This window comes from Kangiella sp. HZ709, from assembly GCF_009674675.1.
Lineage (GTDB): Bacteria > Pseudomonadota > Gammaproteobacteria > Enterobacterales > Kangiellaceae > Kangiella.
Window position 1 is genome coordinate 1275768 of record NZ_WKJC01000001.1, and the last position, 23826, is coordinate 1299593.

The 23826-nt window shown below is 40.2% G+C and carries 25 protein-coding genes; 16 read left to right on the forward strand and 9 right to left on the reverse strand.

Annotation, left to right across the window (positions count from 1 at the left end):
- Positions 1-82: 82 nt before the first annotated feature.
- The 3 genes from GJS41_RS05860 to GJS41_RS05870 all read left to right on the forward strand — a co-directional run bounded on the left by GJS41_RS05860 (position 83) and on the right by GJS41_RS05870 (position 2714).
- On the forward strand, positions 83-871 hold the full coding sequence (locus tag GJS41_RS05860; protein WP_154246360.1) for an SDR family oxidoreductase: 789 nt from the start codon (positions 83-85) through the stop codon (positions 869-871).
- Between the two features lie 5 nt (positions 872-876).
- A complete protein-coding gene (locus tag GJS41_RS05865) occupies positions 877-2319 on the forward strand; it encodes an aldehyde dehydrogenase (RefSeq protein WP_154246361.1) in 1443 nt (480 codons plus the stop codon).
- A 107-nt stretch (positions 2320-2426) separates the two neighbouring features.
- The gene (locus GJS41_RS05870) at positions 2427-2714 is read left to right on the forward strand and encodes a PilZ domain-containing protein (protein WP_154246362.1); all 288 of its coding nucleotides are present in this window, start codon (positions 2427-2429) and stop codon (positions 2712-2714) included.
- 30 nt (positions 2715-2744) lie between these two features.
- Here GJS41_RS05870 and GJS41_RS05875 read toward each other — a convergent pair whose 3' ends face one another.
- Complete coding sequence (locus GJS41_RS05875) at positions 2745-4664, reverse strand: DUF885 domain-containing protein (RefSeq protein WP_154246363.1); 1920 nt, start codon at positions 4662-4664, stop codon at positions 2745-2747.
- A 140-nt stretch (positions 4665-4804) separates the two neighbouring features.
- On the opposite strand from GJS41_RS05875, the gene GJS41_RS05880 reads away from it, so the two are divergent.
- From GJS41_RS05880 to GJS41_RS05915, 8 genes are all read left to right on the forward strand, one after another.
- Positions 4805-5290, forward strand: coding sequence for a YajQ family cyclic di-GMP-binding protein (locus GJS41_RS05880; RefSeq protein ID WP_154246364.1), 486 nt, complete (start codon positions 4805-4807; stop codon positions 5288-5290).
- A gap of 233 nt (positions 5291-5523) precedes the next feature.
- On the forward strand, positions 5524-5940 hold the full coding sequence (locus tag GJS41_RS05885; protein WP_154246365.1) for a RidA family protein: 417 nt from the start codon (positions 5524-5526) through the stop codon (positions 5938-5940).
- Between the two features lie 14 nt (positions 5941-5954).
- Positions 5955-6485 (forward strand): 3-hydroxyanthranilate 3,4-dioxygenase, encoded by a 531-nt coding sequence (locus GJS41_RS05890; RefSeq protein ID WP_154246366.1) that lies wholly within the window; start codon positions 5955-5957, stop codon positions 6483-6485.
- Between the two features lie 14 nt (positions 6486-6499).
- On the forward strand, positions 6500-7519 hold the full coding sequence (locus GJS41_RS05895; RefSeq protein ID WP_154247002.1) for an amidohydrolase family protein: 1020 nt from the start codon (positions 6500-6502) through the stop codon (positions 7517-7519).
- The gene (locus tag GJS41_RS05900) at positions 7516-8346 is read left to right on the forward strand and encodes a cyclase family protein (protein ID WP_154246367.1); all 831 of its coding nucleotides are present in this window, start codon (positions 7516-7518) and stop codon (positions 8344-8346) included. Before GJS41_RS05895 ends, GJS41_RS05900 begins: the two co-directional genes overlap by 4 nt.
- Before the next feature lie 10 nt (positions 8347-8356).
- Complete coding sequence (gene kynU / locus GJS41_RS05905; protein WP_154246368.1) at positions 8357-9670, forward strand: kynureninase; 1314 nt, start codon at positions 8357-8359, stop codon at positions 9668-9670.
- Positions 9667-11043, forward strand: coding sequence for an NAD(P)/FAD-dependent oxidoreductase (locus tag GJS41_RS05910; protein WP_154246369.1), 1377 nt, complete (start codon positions 9667-9669; stop codon positions 11041-11043). The genes kynU and GJS41_RS05910 overlap by 4 nt, the downstream gene beginning before the upstream one ends.
- The gene (locus tag GJS41_RS05915; protein WP_154246370.1) at positions 11040-12065 is read left to right on the forward strand and encodes a M28 family metallopeptidase; all 1026 of its coding nucleotides are present in this window, start codon (positions 11040-11042) and stop codon (positions 12063-12065) included. The genes GJS41_RS05910 and GJS41_RS05915 overlap by 4 nt, the downstream gene beginning before the upstream one ends.
- A gap of 26 nt (positions 12066-12091) precedes the next feature.
- Here GJS41_RS05915 and GJS41_RS05920 read toward each other — a convergent pair whose 3' ends face one another.
- The 5 genes from GJS41_RS05920 to GJS41_RS05940 form a co-directional block, all read right to left on the reverse strand.
- Complete coding sequence (locus tag GJS41_RS05920; RefSeq protein ID WP_154246371.1) at positions 12092-12511, reverse strand: HIT domain-containing protein; 420 nt, start codon at positions 12509-12511, stop codon at positions 12092-12094.
- Complete coding sequence (gene mrcB, locus GJS41_RS05925) at positions 12511-14778, reverse strand: penicillin-binding protein 1B (protein ID WP_154246372.1); 2268 nt, start codon at positions 14776-14778, stop codon at positions 12511-12513. Before mrcB ends, GJS41_RS05920 begins: the two co-directional genes overlap by 1 nt.
- Positions 14779-14868: 90 nt before the next feature.
- On the reverse strand, positions 14869-16593 hold the full coding sequence (locus GJS41_RS05930) for a GGDEF domain-containing protein (protein WP_154246373.1): 1725 nt from the start codon (positions 16591-16593) through the stop codon (positions 14869-14871).
- A 9-nt stretch (positions 16594-16602) separates the two neighbouring features.
- Positions 16603-16869, reverse strand: coding sequence for a hypothetical protein (locus tag GJS41_RS05935; RefSeq protein WP_154246374.1), 267 nt, complete (start codon positions 16867-16869; stop codon positions 16603-16605).
- 29 nt (positions 16870-16898) lie between these two features.
- Entirely contained in the window at positions 16899-17657 is a 759-nt protein-coding gene (locus GJS41_RS05940; protein WP_154246375.1) for an SAM-dependent methyltransferase, read from the reverse strand.
- An 87-nt stretch (positions 17658-17744) separates the two neighbouring features.
- Here GJS41_RS05940 and GJS41_RS05945 point away from each other — a divergent pair, with 87 nt between their 5' ends.
- Positions 17745-18290: a GNAT family N-acetyltransferase gene (locus tag GJS41_RS05945; RefSeq protein WP_154246376.1), complete on the forward strand. Its 546-nt coding sequence runs from the start codon at positions 17745-17747 to the stop codon at positions 18288-18290.
- On the opposite strand, the gene pepB is transcribed toward GJS41_RS05945, so the two are convergent.
- The 3 genes from pepB to GJS41_RS05960 all read right to left on the reverse strand — a co-directional run bounded on the left by pepB (position 18287) and on the right by GJS41_RS05960 (position 21104).
- Positions 18287-19555, reverse strand: coding sequence for an aminopeptidase PepB (gene pepB, locus GJS41_RS05950; protein ID WP_154246377.1), 1269 nt, complete (start codon positions 19553-19555; stop codon positions 18287-18289). The two genes, GJS41_RS05945 and pepB, sit on opposite strands and share 4 nt — an antisense overlap.
- A gap of 48 nt (positions 19556-19603) precedes the next feature.
- Positions 19604-20191: a GTP cyclohydrolase II gene (gene ribA / locus GJS41_RS05955; RefSeq protein WP_154246378.1), complete on the reverse strand. Its 588-nt coding sequence runs from the start codon at positions 20189-20191 to the stop codon at positions 19604-19606.
- A 97-nt stretch (positions 20192-20288) separates the two neighbouring features.
- Positions 20289-21104 carry an alpha/beta hydrolase gene (locus GJS41_RS05960; RefSeq protein ID WP_154246379.1) on the reverse strand — a complete coding sequence of 272 codons (816 nt, stop codon included), beginning with the start codon at positions 21102-21104 and terminating at the stop codon, positions 20289-20291.
- Between the two features lie 121 nt (positions 21105-21225).
- Here GJS41_RS05960 and GJS41_RS05965 point away from each other — a divergent pair, with 121 nt between their 5' ends.
- The 4 genes from GJS41_RS05965 (at position 21226) to gluQRS (ending at position 23825) form a co-directional block, all read left to right on the forward strand.
- On the forward strand, positions 21226-21555 hold the full coding sequence (locus tag GJS41_RS05965; RefSeq protein WP_154246380.1) for a Rieske 2Fe-2S domain-containing protein: 330 nt from the start codon (positions 21226-21228) through the stop codon (positions 21553-21555).
- 7 nt (positions 21556-21562) lie between these two features.
- Entirely contained in the window at positions 21563-22297 is a 735-nt protein-coding gene (gene sfsA, locus GJS41_RS05970; RefSeq protein ID WP_154246381.1) for a DNA/RNA nuclease SfsA, read from the forward strand.
- A gap of 178 nt (positions 22298-22475) precedes the next feature.
- Positions 22476-22919, forward strand: a complete 444-nt coding sequence (dksA, locus tag GJS41_RS05975; protein ID WP_154246382.1) for an RNA polymerase-binding protein DksA — start codon at positions 22476-22478, stop codon at positions 22917-22919.
- A gap of 51 nt (positions 22920-22970) precedes the next feature.
- Positions 22971-23825: a tRNA glutamyl-Q(34) synthetase GluQRS gene (gene gluQRS, locus GJS41_RS05980; RefSeq protein ID WP_154246383.1), complete on the forward strand. Its 855-nt coding sequence runs from the start codon at positions 22971-22973 to the stop codon at positions 23823-23825.
- Position 23826: the final 1 nt, after the last annotated feature.

Genomic DNA, 23826 nt, shown 5'->3' on the forward strand with positions numbered 1-23826 from the left:
AGAGCTCTTAATATTTCTGTCAATTCTATTTAAGCTCAATATGTGATTAAATGCATTTAATCTAAATTAGCTAATTTTAAAAATGAATTTATCACTAAAAGGTAAAAGAGCTCTGGTTTGTGGCTCAAGCCAAGGAATGGGCAAAGCCATAGCCCAGCAGTTAGCACAGCAAGGCGCTGATATCGTATTGTTAGCGCGTAACATGGCTAGTCTTGAAGAAGTTAAAGCAACTCTTGATACCAGTCAAAATCAATCTCATGATATCCTATTGGCTGATTTTTCCTATCCAGAACAAGTGGTCGCTTCAGTTGCTAATTATTTAAACTCTGGCAAAACGATCCAAGTTTTAATCAATAATACTGGCGGGCCGGCACCAGGACCCGCGCATACCGCAGAGACTGAAAACTTCTTAGCCGCCTTTAACCAACACCTAGTTTGTAATCATGAATTGATGAAATTATTGCTACCTGGAATGCAAGCAGCGATTTATGGCCGAATCATTAACGTGATTTCAACTTCGGTCAAACAACCTTTGATTGGTTTAGGCGTTTCTAACACTGTTCGTGGTGCGGTTGCGAGCTGGGCCAAAACGCTAGCGAATGAGCTGGGACAGTTTAATATTACAGTGAATAATGTGTTACCTGGCGCTACAAATACGGTTCGGTTAGAAGCCATTATTAAGAACAAAGCTTCCAAAGCAGGCGTTTCTATCGAAGAAATGGAAGTTGAAGAAAAGTCCATTATTCCGATGAAACGTTTTGGTGAGCCTGAAGAGTTTGCCAATGCAGTTGGTTTCTTAGCTTCGCCTGCGGCTGCTTACATTACGGGTATTAACTTACCGGTGGACGGCGGGCGCACTTCTAGCTTATAAATGTTATGCAAAAAATCCAAAACTATATTAATGGTCAATTAGTTTCTTCAGCATCTGGTGAATACCTTGAAAATGTTGAGCCCGCAACGGGTAAGATATACTCACTGATCCCTGAATCTAACTCCGACGATTTAGACGCGGCGGTTGCTGCGGCAGAAGCGATTCAGAATGATTGGGCGCATACTTCGCTAGAAAAACGTGCAGACATTTTATGCCGCTTAGCAGATTTAATTGATTCTAACGCCGATGCTCTAGCTAAAGCAGAAGCCATTGATAATGGTAAAGCAATTAGCTTTGCTAAGGCGGTGGATATTTACCGCTCTTCTGCCAACATCCGTTTCTTTGCCCAAGCCGGCACTCAATTTTCGAGCGAAAGTCATGCTATGGGTAACTTGGCAATTAATTATACCCTTAGAGATCCCATTGGCATTGTAGGCTGTATTTCACCTTGGAACTTCCCGCTCTATCTATTCACATGGAAAATTGCGCCGGCGTTAGCTAGCGGTAATGTTGTCATTGCCAAACCCTCTGAAGTGACCCCGATGACAGCTTATCTATTTTCGAAGCTGTGCATCGAAGCTGGTTTACCTGCTGGTGTGTTGAATATTTTGCACGGTAGTGGCCAATCTATTGGCGGCCCCCTTACCACCCACCCTAAAATCAAGGCCATCAGCTTTACCGGAGGCTCTGCAACGGGCGCGCATATCAGTAAAGTCACTGCGGGAATGTTTAAAAAGCTCTCTTTAGAACTTGGTGGTAAAAATCCAACCCTAGTATTTGCCGATTGTGACTTTGAGGAGACCGTTAATGAAGTGGTTAAGGCCGCTTTTTCCAATCAAGGGCAAATCTGCTTATGCGGCTCAAGAATCTATATTGAGCGCCCTATTTATGAACAATTTAAAACAGCCTTCATTGCAAAGGTGAAATCATTGCGTATCGGCGATCCTTTAGATCCGAATACGCAACATGGAGCCACCGTTTCTGAGGCGCACTTGAACAAAGTGCTTTCTTATATTGAGCTAGCACAACAAGAAGGTGGAACTATTTTAACAGGCGGTAAACGTCATATTGAAAGTGGTCGTTGCCAAAATGGTTACTTTGTAGAACCAACTGTGGTTGAAGGCTTAGATAATCAATGCCGAACTAATCAAGAAGAAATCTTTGGTCCTGTTTGCAGCATAATGCCCTTTGATAAAGAGCAGGAAGCCATCCAATTGGCCAATGGCACGGAATACGGTTTGGCTGCCAGTATTTGGACCAATGATCTGAAGCGGGCCCATCGAGTAGCTAAGTCCATCGAAGCCGGTATTGTCTGGATTAACTGTTGGTTACTAAGAGATCTGCGTACACCTTTTGGCGGCGTTAAATCTTCAGGGGTTGGGCGTGAAGGCGGCCTCGAAGCCATGCGCTTTTTTACTGAGCCAAAGAACGTTTGCATCAAATACTAAGTGTGACTGAGTTATCACTCCTACACTGTGACACAAAGATTCATTGAGATTTTAGAGGTTGTGTTGTTAGTATCGAGCGACTGTAATTACAATAGCAGGACTTCTTTTTGAACATAGAAGCATCCACCTCTCATAGGCGCTCGAGTAGACAAAGGTTAACTTTGCCCGCAAAGCTGACCAAAGGCGATTTAGTGTTAGACACTAGAACCGTTGATATTTCTGATACAGGGGTTTTATTAGAAAAGCCTAAGTCGTTTTCTAATATGTTTATCGTTGGTGAGTTCTTACAACTGCACATAGAAGGCCTAATTAAGCAAAGCCAACCTAAAACGTCCACTTTCTCTGTGATTTACGTTAGAAGTGAGCAAGATACGATTGCTTTAGAGTTTATTTAAAAAGCCAGCGAACGCTGGCTTTTTTATTGGTTATTTTTTAGCTTTCAACCAACTAGTGATCTTCTCATTCAAAACAGACATAGGCACAGCCCCGCCCAGTAGAATCAAATCATGGAACTCTTTTGGATCAAATTTGACGCCTAAAGCTTTACGAGCTTTTTCTCTTTGCGCCACAATATTGATCATTCCAAGCTTGTAACCTAAGGCCTGACCTGGCCAAGTCATATAACGCTCAATCTCAGCAATGACATCAGATTGCGCCGTCCCGGTGGTTTCTGCCATGTATTTAATAGCTTCTTCGCGGCTCCATTTCTTAGCATGCAAGCCTGTGTCAACGACTAACCTTACTGCTCGGAACAATTCTGCTTTTAATCGCCCTAAATCACCAAAAGGATCATTCTGATACATACCCATTTCCCAGGCCACTAACTCTGAGTATAGTGCCCATCCTTCAATATAAGCATTATATGAAGCTAGTCGTCTTAACAGCGGCAGATCATCTTGCGCCATATTCAAAGCAATTTGCCAATGATGTCCAGGGTTGGCCTCGTGATAGGTCAGTGTTTTTAAATCAAACTTTGGATTGGCTTTCATATCACGAAGGTTAATCCAATAAATCCCAGGCTGTGAGCCATCTAAAGACGGAGTAGTATATTGACCACCTGGCGCACCATCTTGACGCTCAACCGGGATTCTACGAACTTCCACATCGTAAGGCGGTTTGGTAGCAAACTGCTCAGGCATCCGTTGGTTAATCTCAGCAATTTGGGTATTTAAATCATCCAGCAATTGCTGCCGGCCTGCATCCGAATCTTCATATAAGAAACGCGGCTCATCGTTAAGCTGGGCCATTCTCTTGCCAACAGATCCTTCTTTATAACCATTGGCAGAAAGAATAGAATCCATTTCCTTAGTAATACGTTCAACCTCAGACAAACCTATCTCATGAATCTGATTCGGCGACATATCGGTGTCACCCAACTGACGAACCGCTTCGGCGTAATATGCTTCGCCATTGGGTTGCGCCCAAATTCCCGATTCGGTTCGCCCTTTATCAGATAATGACTGCATAGTTTTAGCAAGCTCAGTATAGGACGGATAAACCACATCTTTTACTAAACTTGTCGCTTGATTGAGTAGTTGGGTTTGCTTTTCAGACTCTAACTCTAGCATCTCAATTTTCGCTTTAAAGCCAGTAACCAAGCTATGCTCTTCTGGTTTAGCACTAGTAAAGCCATTTAAAAAGTTTAAAGCGCCGGCAATCACTACTTTTGGCGGAACCCAATTTTTTTCTGCATCCGCTAAAACTTTTTTATTAACGCTAGCCATAACCTCATCAATTTGCGACAAGCGATCTAAATAATCTTGAGCATCTTTTAAGTTATTTATCGGATGGTTATTAGCTAAGGTAGTTGGCACATCAATCGCTGGTCCATTAATCTGATTTACAACAAAAGCCGACTGACCCATCCACATATCGATATATCCGATATCAAAACTAGGCTCACCCGCATAGTAACGCGCCAGAGAAGCCATCACTTTACGATTCTCATCCCATTTTGAATCGTTAATTTGGATTGCAGACATCTGTTTTGCATAGTCCGCCAATTGAGAGCGTAAACTGGCTTCATCTTTAGGTGAAAAAAGCGGCAAGCGGTCATTAAAATAACCACCAGCATCCTCTTCACTTACTCCAAAAGCAGTAGAACTTAAAGGACGAGCCTTTAACAAAGCCTCAGTGGTTTTCGCAAAAAGCTCATCAAGTTGCTGCTTAGCTACTTTAGTAGCCTGCTTAGCTTGTTCTTTAGCTACCAACTCTGCTTGGTCAATGACTTCTACTCGTTTAGTTTCAACTACCTTTACAGTAGACCTGTTTTCGTCAGAACCTTGCTCGCAAGCGACTAGAGAGAATACTGATGCTAGGGCTAAAACATATAGTTTTTTATTCATAAAGTGCTCATTTAATTTAAAGGAGTTCTACTGATTATTGCTAATAACTTGGTCTTTGTCATCTTCGTCAGTTAGCAATTTACCCATTACCCTTTTTTGACTTATAATCAAACCAATAAATTTATTATAGAGATTAGACCATGCCTTCTTTTGATATCGTTTCTGAAGTAGAGAAACACGAAATTACCAATGTTGTGGATAACGCCAATCGTGAACTCAGCACTCGCTTTGATTTTCGAGGAGTTGACGCTAGCTTTGAGCAAACAGAGGATACAGTTAAAATTACTGCCGAAGCAGACTTCCAAGTAGATCAAATGATCGACATGCTCTATAAATCTTGCGTTAAACGTAATATCGATACTTCTGCACTCGATATTACCGAAGAAGCGACTCATTCAGGCAAAACTTTCTACAAAACCGCTAATTTCAAGCAAGGTATCGATAAAGATATCGCAAAAAAAATAGTCAAAACTATCAAAGAAGCCAAGATGAAAGTGCAAGTTGCCATTCAAGGTGAAGAAGTGCGCGTTACTGGTAAAAAGCGTGACGACCTTCAAGAAGCCATCGCCTTAATCAAAAGCTCAGAGCTAGGCCAACCATTTCAATTTAAAAATTTTAGAGATTAGCCATGTAGCCTTGATTTGAATAAAAATTAAGGCTATAAACTTATTTATGCGTTATTTTCCACACCAAAAAACCTCAGGTTCAATATTTGCTAGCACTTCTGGCTGCAAATGGATCCTAAACTAACGTCCTATTTCATCAGTTTGTCATAGGCGAATATTTGCGCACGCCTATAAATCCTAGTATTTTCTTTTAATTAGCTATTTAGCAGTACAAATTCTATATAGGTGAATCCATGTCTGAGAAATTTGTTTCATCCAAAGCTCCAGAACCAGTAGGTTTATATCCTCATGCTCGTAAAGTGGGTAATTTACTATTTCTTTCCGGCGTTGGCCCTCGTCAAAAAGGCACTAAGGATATTCCTGGCGTGACTTTAGATGCTAATGGCAATATCACTGATTATTGTATCGAAACCCAGTGCCGTAGTGTTTTTGATAATGTGCGCGCTGTCCTAGAAGATTCAGGCTCAAGTTGGGAACAGCTGGTTGACGTGCAGGTTTTCTTAACCAACATGAAAGATGACTTTAAGACTTACAATAAAGTTTATGCTGAATATTTCGCTGACAATCAGCCTTGTCGAACTACGATAGAGATCAACTGTTTGCCAACGCCTATTGCTATAGAGCTAAAATGTATAGCCACCATTGATTAATTGCTGGAGTATTTATGAGTAAACCAATCGCACCATTTAATTTCCAACAATGGATTAATGAACACCGCCATTTATTAAAACCACCCGTTTGCAATAAACAAATATTCGAGCAAGACGATTTTATTGTGATGGTCGTCGGTGGCCCTAATGGTCGTCGAGATTATCATTACGATGAAGGGCCAGAGTTTTTCTATCAACTTGAAGGAGAGATGCTTTTAAAAACGATCCAAGATGGCAAAAAAGTAGATTACCCGATTAAAGCAGGTGAAGTATTTTTATTGCCGCCACGTGTACCTCATTCTCCCGTTCGTTTTGCCGGCTCCATTGGTTTAGTCGTTGAGCGAAAAAGAGTTGACGGTGAGCTCGATGGGTTAATGTGGTTTTGTGAAAACTGCGATCATAAACTGTATGAAGAAATGTTCCCGCTAACTAATGTTGAGAAAGATTTCTTTCCAGTATTCGATCGCTTCTTAGCAAGCGAACAGCACCGTACTTGCGATAACTGCGGTACCGTCATGCCAAAAGAAAATAGGCTGGAGCTATAACTATGACAACAGCTATGAGCTCACTAAAAATAGATATTCATACTCATATCTTGCCGGAGAATTGGCCAAACCTTAAAGAAAAGTATGGCTATGGTGGTTTCGTTTCATTAGATCATCATAAGTGTGGCTGCGCACGTATGATGGTGGACGATAAATTCTTCCGAGAGATTGAAGAGAATTGTTGGTCGCCAGAAGTCCGAATGCATGAGTGCGATCAGCATGGCGTGCATGTGCAAGTTCTCTCAACCGTTCCTGTCATGTTTAACTACTGGGCAAAACCTGAAGATACTCATGATTTATCACGTTACTTAAATGACCATATCGCAGGCATTGTCGAAAAATACCCTAAGCGGTTTATAGGTCTAGGTACTGTTGCGATGCAGGAGCCAAAATTTGCTATTCAAGAAATGGAACGTTGTGTAAAAGAGTTGGGGTTAGCCGGCATTCAAATCGGTTCACATATTAATGATTGGAATCTCAGCGATCCTAACTTATTTGAAATTTTCCAGGCAGCTGAAGAGCTTGGCGTAGCCGTCTTTGTTCATCCGTGGGATATGGTTGGTAAAGAGAAAATGGAAAAATACTGGCTCCCTTGGTTAGTGGGAATGCCGGCGGAAACTTCTTTAGCTATTTGCTCGATGATTTTTGGCGGCGTCTTAGAGCGTTTACCCAATCTTAGAATTGCATTTGCGCATGGCGGCGGTGGCTTCCCTTCTGCTATTGGACGTATCGAGCATGCATTTGATGTGCGACCTGACTTGCTAGCCGTTGATAATCCGCATCACCCACGAAAATATTTAGAACAAATTTATTTAGATACCTTAGTGCATGACCCTAATATGTTGAATTATTTAGTCGACTTAATGGGGCCTAAAAAATTAGCACTAGGAACCGATTACCCTTTCCCTCTTGGTGAATTAGAGCCAGGTAAGCTAATTACCTCCATGAATTACGATCAAGCCACAAATGACCGCTTAATGCATGGCACAGCTTTAGAATGGCTTAATTTAGAAAAGGAATTATTTTTGCCATGAAATTGCAGACAGAAATTAACGGCAAGTCATATCGATTAGATATTGAGAATCCTATTTCATTAGCGATTGCAGTAAAATTTAATGGCGAACAGCCTAATCATTTTGGCGCACCAATCGCTAGTCGTAAACCGCTAGCTGGTGGCGGTTTTATAGGCGATACTAAGCAAGGTGGTAGCTGTAATGTGGACTTTATATCAATGGTGCCCCATTGCAATGGTACTCACACCGAATCGATCCACCATATTGTTGATAGTCCAATTAGCATAGGCAATATCCAAAGCAATAGTATCTCCACAGCGCTAGTTATTAGTGTCACTCCAAAAAACGCACAAGACAGCACTGACGCCTATATTCCTGAATTGGATGCAACTGACCGGGTGATCGATTTAGCAGAATTACAATCGCACGTAACAGAAATCGATTTAAATACCGTGGAAGCTTTAGTGATCAGAACGCTCCCAAATCATGCACATAAAGTTTCCGTTATTTATTCCGAGCAAGCTCAGCCACCTTTTTTTACGCAAAATGCAATGCAATGGCTAGGCAATAGTTCAATCAAACATTTACTGGTCGACTTTCCTTCTTTAGACAAAATGTATGATGAGGGACACTTAACTAATCATCATTTATTTTGGAACATTAAAGCCGATAGTCATCAATTGAACGATGATGCATATTTAGATAGAACAGTTACTGAAATGATTTATGTACCTGATCATCTTTCCGATGGACTCTACGCGCTTAATTTACAATTCCCTGCTTTTGAACTTGATGCAGCGCCCAGTAGGCCTTTGCTCTATCCGCTAATTTCATTAGATAACGACTAAGATTACTAACATGAATAATTTATCAGACAAGATTTTTTCGCAAGACCATGCGCGCCAGTTAGACTCTCAAGATCCTTTAAGTGAGATGCGCCAAGAATTTCATATTCCAAAACAAGCAAACGGCGATGATGAAATATATTTTTGTGGTAATTCGCTCGGCTTACAACCCAAGCGTACTCAAGAATACCTAAACTATGAGTTAAGCCAATGGAAAAAACTAGGTGTTAAAGGCCATTTCTCAGGCGATTTTCCTTGGATGCCCTACCATGAATTTTTAGCCGAAGAATCCGCTAAATTAGTTGGAGCAAAAACATCCGAAGTAGTTTGCATGAACTCCTTAACAGCCAACTTGCACTTCATGATGGCAAGCTTCTATCAGCCTAATAAACTGCGCCATAAAATTCTTATCGAAGAACATGCCTTCCCTTCCGATCATTATGCGGTCGAATCACAAATTCGTTTTCATGGCTTTGCTCCTAAAGAATCTATGTTACTGGCTAAACCTCGCGCAGGCGAAGAGACCTTAAGAACTGAAGATATACTGGCGTTAATTGAACAACAGGGTGATGAAATTGCTTTAATTATGCTACCAGGTGTTCAATATTACACTGGCCAGGTTTTAGATATGAAAAGCATCACTGCAGCAGGCCACGCAAAAGGCTGTCGTGTTGGCTTTGATTTAGCGCATGCTGCTGGCAACATCCCTATGGCGTTACATGATTGGGATGTCGACTTCGCAGCTTGGTGCTCCTATAAATATTTAAATTCTGGTCCTGGCTCAGTTGCAGGCTGTTTTATTCATGAAAGACATCATAAAGCTGAACTCTATTTGAATAATGAGCTACCTCGTTTTGCCGGCTGGTGGGGGCATGATAAAGAATCACGCTTTAGAATGGAGAATAACTTTCTACCTATCGAGACCGCAGAATCTTGGCAACTATCCAATCCTCCGATACTATCTTTAGCCGCAATACGCGCTTCACTTGATACAGTAAAGCAAGCTGGTGGCATTGAGATATTACGCCAAAAATCGATCAAATTGACTCGGTATTTGCGTGAACTTCTCAATCAAGAATTGGGTAATGATATTACAATTCTTACACCTGAAGATATTCATGCTTCAGGTGCTCAATTATCCATAGCGGTTGATTTGCATGGACTAGACAGCAAAACAGTTTTTGATCGCATTGAAGCGGCAGGCGTCACGTGTGATTTTCGTCACCCTAATGTTATTCGAGTGGCTCCCGTACCTCTTTATAATTCATTCGAAGACTGTTTCAAATTTACTTCTATACTTAAAAAAGCATTAGGGGTTAATTTATGATAGAAGCGAAGTTTGAGCAACACATTACGATTATTGGTGCAGGCTTAGTTGGCTCTTTGATGGCAATTTATCTTGGGCAACGCGGTTACAAAGTCACTGTTTTTGAAAAACTTCCTGATATCCGTCAAGAAGCTATTCCAGCTGGCCGCTCAATTAATCTAGCATTAGCCAATCGCGGCATCCGCCCTTTGCAACAAGTTGGTGTGATGGAGCAAGTGGAAAAGCTGCTTATACCAATGAAAGGCCGAATGCTGCATGATATTGAAGGTAATTTGCAGTTTCAATCTTATGGTCAAAAAGTTGAAGAAGTTATCTATTCTGTATCTAGGGCCGGACTAGTAAGCTTATTACGCGATCAAGCAGAAGCAACTGGAAAAGTCACTTTCAATTTCAAACATAAATTAGAAGCCATTGATTTTGATGCCAATACTATCGAAATTACTGACCTACCCAACCAGAACCACTTCACTCATAAGTTTGATGTTTTACTTGGCACCGATGGTGCAGGCTCAAAAGTTAGAAGACTAATGCAAGCCAATGGCATTGAAGGTTTTAGTTCGGAATTACTTGAGCATAACTATAAAGAACTGACTATTCCTGCAAGTAAAACTGGTCAATATTTAATTGAGAAAGAAGCCTTGCATATTTGGCCGCGTGGTGGCTACATGTTAATTGCATTGCCAAATCCTGAGGGTGACTTTACACTGACCCTTTTTATGCCAAAAGATGGCAAAGATAGTTTTGCGCAGCTCGCCGATAAAACTGCGGTCGATGCTTTCTTTCAAAAGCACTTTAAAGATGCTTATGATCTTATTCCTAATTTAAGTGATGAGTTTTTTAATAATCCAACCGGAATTTTAGGCACAGTCCGTAGTGAAAATTGGCTGCATAAAAACGTTTTGCTATTTGGTGATGCGTCACATGCTATTGTCCCCTTTCATGGACAAGGTATGAATTGTGGTTTTGAAGATTGCGCTGAACTCAATACAATGCTTAATCGCTTTCAAGATGACTGGTCTCGTGCCATGCCAGAGTTTACACGTCGTAGAATAGACAATGCTAATGCCATAGCCGATATGGCACTGGATAATTATATTGAAATGCGCGACTCGGTTCGTGATCCAAAATTTCATCTTAAAAAAGCCATTGCATTCGAGTTAGAAAATAAATATCCAAATAAATTTATCCCGCGCTACTCTATGGTCATGTTTCATCATATCCCTTATGCAATGGCGCAATCTCGTGGTGAAATTCAAGCTAACATTTTGCAACAATTAACCACTGACGTTGAAGATATAGATGCAGTAAACTGGAAGCATGCCGATGTGTTAATTTCTGAACTAGCCACCATCCCAAGAGAATATTTACCATGAAATATAAATCGTTAAACTTAATATTATTATCCGTTTTTAGTCTTACGGCTTGCGCGCAAAGTAAATCCGTTAAGCCACAAGAGCTATCTACTGAAGACATGATGGCTTATCTTGTTGATGATAATAAATTAGGACGCGAAACAGGCAGTAAGCCGATGATTGAAATCCAGCAATGGCTGATTGAACAGTATCAAGCCATCGGTCTAAAACCTCTGCCGAACGCAAAATCTTTTCGTCAAGAATTTGTAGCAAAGACGAAAAAAGCTGAACTTGATGCGGTGAATATTATCGGAGCTATCGACTGCAACTGCGATAATGATAAATACCTGATCATTGGCGCTCATTATGATCATGTTGGTATAAACAATAAACTGAAAGGCGACCAAATTTTTAATGGCGCCGATGATGATGCCAGCGGCGTAGTTGCTTCGTTAATTATTGCTAGGGAGTTAGCAAAAGCGCCAAAGCTTCCTTTCAATATCATTATCGCAGCCTGGGATGCGGAAGAAAAAGGCTTGTTAGGCTCAAAGCACTTTGTTGATAACCCATTAGTACCATTGAATAAAATCGAGTCTGGTTTTATGTTTGAGTTAGTTGGCTCAAAAAGTGAACCTAACAACGCTTGGATGACCGGTTTCGCCTACTCATCACTTTACCCTGAGATGAAATCTCAACTTAAGAAACAAGGTTGGACTCTTGGAGAAGATCCTTTTGCCGAGCAATTCTTATTTATGCGCTCAGATAATGCCCCTTTCGCCATGATGGATATGACCAAAGAAAAAAGCAATCAAGTTTTTATGGAAGGGAAAAAAGCTGATATTACCGGTATTCCCATGCATGCGATGTCTATTTGGAAAGGGCAACCTCATTATCATCAAGTCGGTGATGACCTATCAGTCATTGATTTTGAAAACTTAACCAACTTTTCTATCGCCGTTGCCAATGCGATTAAATCATTGCCTGAAGATACCAAGATTGAATGGTTGGAAAATCCGCATTTTAACTTTAAGCGCCCTCAATAAAGCAAGTTTCCTAATAAAAAAGAGCTTCATCTGAAGCTCTTTATTTTTTTAAATAAATTTCTAAAGCGAAACAGTATTTCTTCTAAGGAATCCTTGCTGTATTGCTTAGCAACACTATGCCCCCAAACAGGAGCTGGCCAAGCGATATCTGTCTTGAACCGCGCGACGTGATGAATATGTAATTGAGAAACCAGATTGCCAAGCGCAGCCACATTCATCTTATCTGCGTTAAACCCTTGCGCCATTAACTCTAGGACTTTATTAGATTCCTGCATCAGAATATTTTGCTGCTGATTGCTCAACTGAAATATCTCAGTGACTTCTTTAATTTTAGGTACGAGGATAATCCAAGGAAATTGTGAGTCATTCATCAGCAAAAATTTACATAAATCCGATTCACCGACTTCATGCGTATCCTTGGCCAAGATCGGATCTAACTCAAACATTAATATTCCTCACAATCTTGCTTTTGAGTTGGTGCTTTACCATAAGCAAAAGGAATACTTTCAGTTCTCTTGCAATAATCACCCGCCAAGTTGCCTGTATCTAGGTCAATACGTTGCCACTCAATATCCTGGTGATAACCAAGTTTTAAAGATTGAGTATTAATCCCTTCAAAAATATCAATAAACACTGGAAGGGCAGCAGAAGAGCCTGTTATGTTGGACGCTTTATTATCATCTCGCCCAATCCAAACAACGCCTAAGTGTTCTTGGGAAAAACCTGCAAACCAAGAATCTTTTAAATCATTAGTGGTGCCTGTTTTACCTGCAAAATTGGTCCATGGGATTTTATTTTTCAAACGTTTGCTCGTTCCACTTTTAGTGGCATTTAAAAGGTTGGACGTAATTAAGTAGTTATGAATTTCACTCATCACTCTTTTCGACTCTATTGGATAACGCTCTAATAAGCCGCCATCACTATCGGTTACAGCTTCAATTGCTGACGGTTTAATTTGTAAACCGCCACTAGCTAGAACTTGATATAACTGGGTTAACTCTAATGGAGATAACTCTAATACGCCCAATGGTAAAGCATCCAAAGCCCTAACTTTGTCTACTCCAAGCGACTCTATGTAATCGGCAACATCCGACACGCCGATTTGCTGAGTCAGTTTAACCATCGGGATATTGTATGATTTGCTAAGCGCTTCAAACAGAGTCACCTTCCCATGAAATTTTTCATCATAATTTTGAGGTTCCCAATTAGTACCATCCCTTTGCGGTAAGCTAATTTTATTATCAATAATCATTTGATTAAGCTGGATGGAATCATTCTCTGCTAATGCTGCTGCCACTACAAAAGGTTTTATCACTGAACCAATTTGCCTTTTTGCATCTAACGCTCGATTAAAACCCGAATAACCTTCTTTTCTGTCACCTACAAATGCAACAATTTTGCCAGAAGTTGCTTCTGTAATAATGACCGCTGATTGTAAGGTGCCTTCTTCAATCCCCCGCGTGCTTTCAACATCTTGCATCGCTTTACTTAAGCGAGTTTCTAAATAACGTTGAGTGACGGGATCTAAGGTTGTGAAGATCCTTAGACCTTCTGAGTTTAACTCCTCATCAGAATAACCTTGTTTTAATTCTCGCTTGACCAAATCCATAAATGCTGGAACTTTTGATAAGTTTAACTGAGGTTTTTTAACGATTGCCAAACTGGTTTGCAGTTGTTCTTCATACTCAACTTCAGTTAACACCCCCTTATCAAGCATCAATTTCAACACAAGGTTACGTCTTTTTAAGGCATTTTGGGGATTACGATAAGGATCGAAACTTGTAGGCCCTTTCAACACGGCTACTAATAAAGCAGATTGAGCGACAGTCAATTTATCGATAGGTTTATCAAAATAGTATTGACTGGCTAAGCCCACGCCATGGATAGCCCTATTTTTATCTTGACCAAAAAAGACTTCATTAAAATACGCCTGTAGAATTTCATCTTTTTCATAACGAACTTCAAGAATCATTGCCATTATGGCTTCTCTAAATTTTCGCCATAAACTTCTTTCTCGCGTTAAAAAATAATTTTTAACCAATTGCTGAGTAATAGTGCTACCGCCATGTGAACGACCATCATTATTGATGTTATACCAAACAGCTCTTGCAATACCTTTTAAAGAAATTCCATAGTGATCATAAAAGCCTTGATCCTCAGTGACTATCAAAGCCTGCTTTAATGAGTCAGGAATCTCATTAAGTTTTACTAACAATCGATCTTCTTGATGATTTGGATAAATCTGTCCGATCAACAAAGGATCTAAGCGGGCATATTGTAATGGTTCACCATTTACATGATCTTTTAGGTCTTCTACTTTGCTATTACCTAGGTTAAAGGCAATTTCGCGCGCGGGGGCATGCTCATCCCAGAATTTAAAATCACGTGCATAGATATAAAAATAATCACCATAGTTCTCATAATCACCAGCCCTTACTGCTTTAACGGTTTTACGATAGCCTAATAATTGTAGCTCCTGCTTTAATCGCTCAGGTGTCAAAGATTTGCCTTCAGCTAAAATTAATGGCTGTCCGTAAACTCTTGCCGGCAATTGCCACTTCTTCCCTTCAAATTGTTTTTTAATTTGCGCATCTGAATAGATGACCAAGACAAACAAAAAGGCTAAGCCTAATAGGGAAATCCTGAAGAAAAACTTTTTAAGACGCTGCCATTTTGTTTTAACAGCTTTTGAAGGTTTCTTTGCTTTGGGCATATAACTAACGATATTGCTATAAAATTAACTTATGATAGCAAAATCCCTAGCCTAAAAAATAGGAATATAATGATGAATTATGGCAATTGATTAGTCGCTCGAGATTTCAACACAACAAACTTGATTCTTACCAGCAGCTTTTGCTTGATACATGGTTTTATCAGCATCGCCAATAACTTTGCTTAACTCATAACCAGAGAGCCTAGTGGTGGTAATGCCAAAGCTAGCAGACAAAGGAAATTTATGACCAGAGTCTGAGGTATCGACAGCTTCGATAGCTTTACGACACTTCTCTGCAATCTCTTTAGCTTTTTCCATATTGCAAGTCGGTAGCATCAAAGCAAACTCCTCACCACCTAAACGACCAGCAATATCATTTTGTCGCCAGCATGGTATACAAACGCTTACAGCCTTCTTTAAAACCCAGTCGCCAACTAAGTGCCCATAATTATCGTTGACCGATTTAAAGCCATCCATATCAAATAACACAAAGGTGACTTCTTGATTGGTTTTTTTAGCATGCTCAAGGGTCTTACGGCACATGAAATAAAAATGTTGCCTTGAACTAACACCGGTTAATAAATCAGTTTCTGATTGGCGTTTTAATTTAATTTGATTACGTTTTACGCGATAAGTCCAGAAAGCTAATGACGTTAAAATGAAGATTAGCAAGATAACCATTAAACGATTATTAGAAGCCTCTTCTTTGGATAAATCTTGTTCTAATTTTAAGACTTCATTTTGTTTATTAAGTAATTCGATCTCTCTTTGCTTCTCATTTGTCTGCTGCTTTACGAGTTCATGTGCCATTCGCTTTGATTGCTCGGTATCAGCTAAACTAGCAGACAATTTATAAAACTTTTCATGATAAAATAACGATTGGTCATAAAGTTTTTTTTCACGAAATATTTTGTACAAAACATTATAAGAAGAAACCGCCCATTCAGACTGCTCAACTTGTAAGTTTATCGCCTTTTTGGCAAATTTTTCTGCATTTTCTAACTCTTCGAGCTCCCAATAGCCTTCGGCCAGCCTCGAATAATAAGTTCCAATTAAATATTGGTATTCAGTACTCTCTACTTCTTGTAAGTTTTCTAACAACAGGTTTACAGCTTTTTTGGATTCGCCAAAATTAACATATTGAGTCGCTATAAAAGATAGCATCACATTTTTCGGAATCACTTCATTGATGGAGCTGCACACTTTAATAGAATTCTTAACTCTTTCATCGGCAACATTTAAATTGCCTATTTTGAATTCTGCTTCGACTAAAATATTCTCAGCAAAGCAATAGGTCCGAGGATCAGTGGTATTATTTTGTATTTTCAGGCCATACTCTTTTGCTGATTGATTATCGCCAATTAGATTATAAATAATACCAGCAATAACATAGCCTCTATTTCTTTCTTCTTGATTTTCTAGCATAGATTCAAGCTCTAAGCTTAAATTCAGCTGAGTGATAGCATCCAGGTGACTCCCTTTTGCTGCATACATGTTAGCTAAAGACATGCCTGCTTTATATTTAACTTCAGGATAATTAGATTCCTGTATTACAACCTTAAATGTTTCAATAGCATTTTCTGAATGCCCTTTTAAAATTAGAGACCACACCAATAAATAATTGAAGTAGTCTCTTTCTTTTTCACTAAAATCTTGTTTATTTTTTTCCAGCGAATCCATTTGATCAAGAAACTCACTAGGCTGAGATGTTTTTATCTTATCTGCAGCCTTGAGCACCTCTAGGAAGTCTTTTTCTGCAGCAACTACAGAAAAAGAACACCAGATTAATAAAATAAGTAAGATTTTAATTTTCAAGCTAATGACCTAAGCTGCAATCTTACTTTCAGCTTCATCTCCGTCACTTTCATTACCTTCCTCGCTTTCTTCATCTTCAGCAGGGAACAGTAATGCCATTACATTTTCCGAAGATGCCAGCTTATCAAGATCTTGATAGCTATTTTCTAAAACCATTTGAATGGCTTCAGATTGAAATCCTTTATCTTCTAATGCTTTTTGTAAATCTAGCTTTGGTAAATCTAAAAGCCTTGATTCAATACTCAACAATTCTAATAACTTAACTACATCTTTCATAACATCTCTCCTCTGTGTGTAAAATATAATTATTTTCGTCTCTGCACAGCTTCTGCTGGCGGAACAACCAATGTATCTTCCATCGTTAAATCGATCCGCATCATTTCTATTAAAGATACTTTTAAGGCTCTATAACTATCGGTTGGTCCTACGGCTGCTCGGTATATTGTGACTTCTTGTGTTGGCTCATAATAAGCACTAAGCACTTCAACAAAGTGCTTAAGGTTATTCTCATCCGTAGAAAATCTTTTTAGAGACAAGTCTCCCACTACACCTATCTGCCATACAATTAAATAAGACGTTACATCTATAACTTTATTATAGAGTATCAGTTGTGTTGCTTCGTAATGCTGGCAACCATAAGTTCCGGGGTCAATACCTAGGTCAGCATAGAGGCAATCTTCAGCGGATATTCCTGGTTCCATATGAGCTGGATATCCTTCTTTTCTAGCTTGCTCTATCGCTTTATGAGGAGCCCATGCAAATACGCCTGGATGGCCGTAAAAAGCACCGCATACACTTTTGCCTTTCCTAACCTCAGACAACATAGCTTCAACCATCTCTTTATAGGTGGTCAACCTAGATTTACCCTCTTTATAAAAAGGCTGCAAACTACGAACATCTTTATTCATTTCTTGAATCCAAAGTTCTACCAGCCCGGAAGAAACCCCCATAAATACTACGTCTGCATTTTCAACATAACTTCTTGATATTGGACTTATATGAGCACCTAACTTCATTCCTATGCCCACACACACTAAACTGCCACTTACCTTATCTGTTGTCATCTATTTGTTTTTATTACAGAATAACATCAAAATTTACCATGGTTCCTTAGCTATTAAAAGAAATCATGCCTAAAACATTGATTACTCATGTCATTTTTTTTTAAAAGTGCTTCTTTAAGTTTTCGGCAGCTTAAAAATTCCGATAAAGAACTGTATATATCCTTATATACGGATCCTATTGTTATGCAATACATTGCAGAACCCTTATCAAAAACTACGGCTGCAAGGATGTTTGAAGCGCAACTAAAACCATGGGGCGTAAAATCAACCCATATGCTTAATTTAGTGATCACTGAAATATCCTCGGATTTGGATATTGGTGTTTGTGGAGTGGTAACAAGGAGCCTCCTGAGTAAACAGGCGGAAGTGGGAATGGTTTTTTTACCTGAATTTCATAGTAAGGGTTACGGCACCGAAACATTAACTCGATTGAGTAAATACGCCTTTAAAGAGCTTGGTTATAACAAACTTTCAGGGCCGCCCTTTCCGAGCAATAAAGCTTCTATCAAAATTATGCAAAAGTCGGGTTATAAGTTTGAAGCAACCCTGAGACAGAATCAGTTTTTAAATGGCAAATACCACGACACCCCTTTTTATACACTACTGAAAGACGAGTGTACTTATTTAGATTAATTCGCTAGCAGATTGGCAATACTTCTAAACCCAACCCCGGTACCGCCAGCTGACCATTTACTCGTTGCGTTATCATGATAAGCAGCCGCTAAGTCTATATGCACCCAACCTTTACCATCGTCACGGACGAAGCGGGATAAGAAGCCTGCTGCATTTGAGGCGCCACCTGGTCCGCCACCTTTTACCGGGCGGCTATTGGCTGTATCGGCAAAATTTGAGGAACATTTATTAGCATGGAATGGTTCAAGTGGTAATGGCCAGTGGCGTTCGTTTTCGCTTTTAGCTGCCTTGAGATAAGCATCACGAGCGTCATCATCCAATGAAAAGACCGCATTATAGTCTTCACCCAAAGCTACCACTGCAGCGCCAGTTAAGGTTGCAGCGTCAATAATCACTGGAGCGCCAGATTCAGAAGCTAGCAATAAACCATCAGCTAAGACCAAGCGACCTTCGGCATCAGTATTTTGGATTTCAACAGTTACTCCATTCGGATAAGTGATAATATCGCCTAACTTATAGGCATGACCACTGATCAAGTTTTCTGAACAACACAAGTATAAGTTCACCGGCTTATCTAAACCGCGCAAAATAGCCAAAGCCAAAGCACCAGTGACGGTCGCCGCACCGCCCATGTCACATTTCATATGCATCATGCCAGCGCTTGGTTTAATGCTGTAGCCGCCGCTATCAAAAGTAATGCCTTTGCCAACTAAGGCCGCTGCTGGAGTAGGGTTTGCCTCATTCGTAGGATTGTAAGTCAGTTTCAATAGTGCAGGTGGACGTTCGCTGCCACGACCAACTTCCCATGTGCCAACATAACCTGCTTTTTCAAGATCTTCTCCGGCGATAATTTCATAGGTCACTTGCTCAGGTGATAGGCTTTGTACAAAATCCGCAGCTTCTTGCGCTAATACCATTGGGGCTTGAACTTCTGGAGTTTCATTGACCATTGAGCGAACCCAGCGACTAACCTGAATGCGAGCATCAAGTTCTTTAGATTCCTCGTCGCTCAGTTCTGCATATTCAATCTGTACATCCACTTTTGGATCATAAGCGCCCTGAAAAAAAGCCCATTGATTTTCTAAGCCCCAGTTACCCACCAAAACAAAATCTGAGATACCATTACTCATTAATTTACGCGCTGCAATTTGCACTGCTTCGGGTTCAAGGCTATGAATGGTTGCAGAGTTATCGGCATAACTAATTAAGTTACCTTGCCAAACATTTTGTGCTTCTTGCTCCGATAAAAAAACTTGTAAGCTCATCGCTAGTCCCATTAAATTTTGAGGTTAAAGATTGTTTTATAAAAACAATTACTTGTTAAATAGATGTCCAAGTTTAGATTGCTTGGTTGATAAGTAAGATTCATTGTGCGGATTCTCGCCAAATTGTAGCGCTACACGTTCAGTAACATCGATCCCAGCTTCGCGCATTGAGCTGACTTTTCTTGGGTTATTGGTCATCAAGCGAATTTTTTCGATGGCTAATTGATCTAACGCCTTAGCAGCCACTTTGAAATCTCGCTCATCTGCGCCAAAGCCCAAATGCTCATTCGCTTCAACCGTATCCATTCCTTGATCTTGCAATGAATAAGCACGAATTTTATTGGTTAAGCCAATGCCACGACCTTCTTGGCGTAAATACAATAAAACCCCAGAACCAGCTTCAGCAATTTTCTGCAATGCAGCATTGAGTTGGAATCCACAATCACAACGCAAACTAAATAGCGCATCGCCGGTTAAACACTCCGAATGTATGCGCGCCAATACTGCGTCTTGCTCTTGCCACTGGCCTAAAGTCAGTGCCACATGCTCTTTACCATCGCCCAAATCTAAGGCATGAATAGTAAAGTCTCCGTACGGAGTAGGAAGCTTTGCTTGTAAACGGCTGTTATCAGTCATTGCAATATTCAATCAAAAACTCTTACTTTTAATGAAGTCATTTTACACTAGGTGGGGGCAACTATCAGCTTAATCAATTGATTTATCATAGAAAATTCTACTCGATAAATTCAGCCACATCTTGCCAAAAAGCCAACCAATTATCCGGTATATCGTCATGCCCGCCAGAATAAACTTTATGTCGAGCATCTTTCGCTACTGCTAATAGCTTCTGCAAAGAATCAAATGGCACCACCTTATCTTGGTCTCCATGGATCAAATAGCTTTTACCAGAGTATTTTGCCAGTTGAGTAACATTATCAAAAGGATCTTTAACAAAAGTACTCGGTAACCACTTCTTGGCCGCAACATCAGCAATGCTCGAATAAGTCGACATTAGCACTACTCTATAGGGCTCATTATCTCGATCTATAGCACCATCAAATAGAGAAAGAACAGCGCCACCACCCATTGAGCGGCCTATCAAGCTAATCTTTGATTGATCTAATTCAGCGTTATTACGGGTCCAATTATAAACGATGGCCATCGTTTCTCTGATAGATTGGTAGGTAGGCTGTCCTTGCGAACGACCATAGCCTGGATATTCCACCAAAACCACCGCAAAGCCTCTATTGCGCATCACATCCATATTGGGCGCCCAGGAGTCCATAATATTGCCATTACCATGCGCCAAGATAATAACCGGCGCAGTTTTGTTTAAAGCTTTTAAACTGGGTAAATAAGCAATTTCAAATTCACCTTGCGAGAATGGTAAACGAACTATTTCACCATCGGCACTATAGATCAAATCAGCATTGGGCTCTGGTAATCGCTCCAGCGGAAACAATATCTTGCGCTGTAATAAATAAAAAGCGCTGCTATAGACTAGATAACCGAGTACAAGAATCGCCATAATTAACAGTAAAGACTTCATCTTGTGCGGTTGCGTCCTATAGGTTTATTGGTAGAATTTGTGCAGATATTTAACATTGCTACGACTATCGCACATTTAATTGATAAATTAAAAGGTTAGCAAAAACAAAATGAGGAATCTTATGTCTCACATTTGCATGGTCACTGATATCCAAGATGGGCAAGCCAAAGCCTATCCTCATCCTAATCCCAATCAAGACCGCACTGTCATTGTGGTTCGCCGTGGTTTAAATGTTTACGGCTATATCAATCGTTGTCCTCATGCTGGTACCGATCTTAATTGGCAGGAAGATCAATTTATGACCGACGATCAGGCTTATTTAATGTGTTTTACTCATGGTGCTTTATTCGAGCCCGAAACAGGCACTTGTGTCGCTGGCCCCTGTGCTGGCGCGAAATTATCTGACGTAACACTGGAAGTGGAAAACGGCAAAGTTTTTGTAGCCGAATAAGCTCCTTTTGAAATTCTCGCCGCCTTTATTACAAGCAACTTTAATCAAGCGCTATAAGCGTTTCTTAGCCGACGTTGTGCATGACCAACTAGGAGGCTTTACCGTTCATTGCCCCAATACTGGCTCTATGAAAAATTGTTGGGCCGAAGGCGATACGGTTTATCTGCTTGATTCTCAAAATCCCAATCGCAAATATCAATATACTTGGATCTCAAGCCAAACCCGCAATGGCTATTGGCTTTGCTTAAATACTCATCTTGCGAATCAAATTGTTATTGAAGGTATCGAGAATCAAATGGTCTCAGAGCTGCAAGGTTACTCTGCTATTAAACCCGAAGTTAAATATGGCGAAGAAAATAGTCGTATTGATTTGCTTTTAACCAGTGAAAATAAAGCCGATTGTTATGTAGAAATCAAAACCGTTACTTTGCTTGAAGAGCAAATAAGCGATGAAACACTTGAAACCGGTCGAGGCTTTTTTCCCGATGCCGTGAGTACCCGAGGGCAAAAACATTTACGCGAATTAATGACCATAGCCGATTCAGGTTCTAGAGCAGTATTATTTTTCCTAGTCCAACACTCTGGCATCAAATCTGTCAGCGCCGCAGCGCATATCGACCCTAAATATGCTCAGTTATTAAGCGAAGCGATTAATGCAGGGGTTGAAATCCTTTGCTATCGCACCCATATCAGCCCCGCAGAAATTAGACTGCAGGAATCATTGCCATTTATTTACAAATAAAACAATGAGTTAGGAAGAAAAGTGCATTATTTATGCAAATTTTGTCAATTAGCACTTTTCAATTGTCATTCATAGGGATACTATCCCTGATTGCTGATTTAAGACTTACCCAAATAATTGGTTATTTTTTCAGCAGTTTAGAGTGATTGTTTGACCATTTTTATGGAGCATTATCTAAATGCCAAGAAAAAAAGCTGCGACTAACGCAACCCTAGAAAAACTAGGAATTACGCCTTACGCTGAGAAAAAAGGCGAAGACTACATGAATGATGCTCAATACGAGCATTTCCGTAATATCTTAGAAACCTGGAAGAAGCAATTAATGGAAGAAGTTGATCGTACTGTGCATCACATGCAAGACGAAGCAGCAAACTTCCCTGATCCAGTGGATCGCGCTTCTCAAGAAGAAGAGTTTTCTTTAGAGCTTCGCACACGAGATCGTGAGCGCAAACTTTTAAAGAAAATTTCTCAATCAATCGTCAAGATTGATGAAGAAGAATACGGTTTCTGTGAATCTTGCAGTATCGAGATAGGTATCCGCCGTCTTGAAGCTCGCCCAACCGCAGAAATGTGTATCGATTGTAAAACCCTTGACGAGATCAAAGAACGTCAATACGGTTAACTTCAAAGCGTTTTACTCTTTTAAAGACATAAGTAAAGCTACGAGTGACCAATGACTCAAACTAAACAAGTTATTGGTCGCTTCGCACCCTCTCCTTCCGGCCCTCTACATTTCGGCTCCTTAGTTGCCGCTATTGGCTCATACCTAATTGCAAAATCTACGGGTGGCAAATGGTTAGTTCGTATCGAAGATATCGATCCACCGAGAGAAGTTGCTGGCGCTGCCGATGTGATTTTACGCCAACTCGAAGCCTTTGGCTTTGAATGGGATGGCGAAGTGCTGTATCAGAGCACTCGGTTAGAGCGTTATGCAGAAGTTCTTAATGACCTTAAACAACAAGATCTAGTCTACGCTTGCGATTGCACTCGCAAACAAATCTTTGCCCAACGTGAAGATCGAATTTACACCAATGTTTGCGCCGATAAAAATTTAGCAGCTAACGAGAACAGTGATGTTGCTTGGCGTATGCGTCATGGATCTGGTAAATATTCTTTTAACGATCATATTCAAGGTCATTGCCAATTTGACCAATCGATTTATGACGAAGACTTTATTATTAAGCGCAAAGACGGACTGATAGCTTATCAATTAGCCGTGGTGGTTGATGATATTGACCAGGGGATCAATCAAGTGGTTCGCGGTTTAGATATTCTTGATTCTACACCACGCCAATTAAGGCTGTACGAAGCTTTAGGCGCTACACCACCTGAGTACTACCATTTGCCATTGGCGCTAGATAAAAACGGCGACAAGCTTTGCAAACAACATGGAGCCAAAGCGATTGAGTCAGAAAATGCTAGTGAGTTGCTGGTTAGGGCATTGGAGTTTTTGAGTTATCCAACAACTCCTGATTTAAAATATTTGTCCCCACAGGATATTCTTAGCAATTCAAAGTTAAGAATATAGA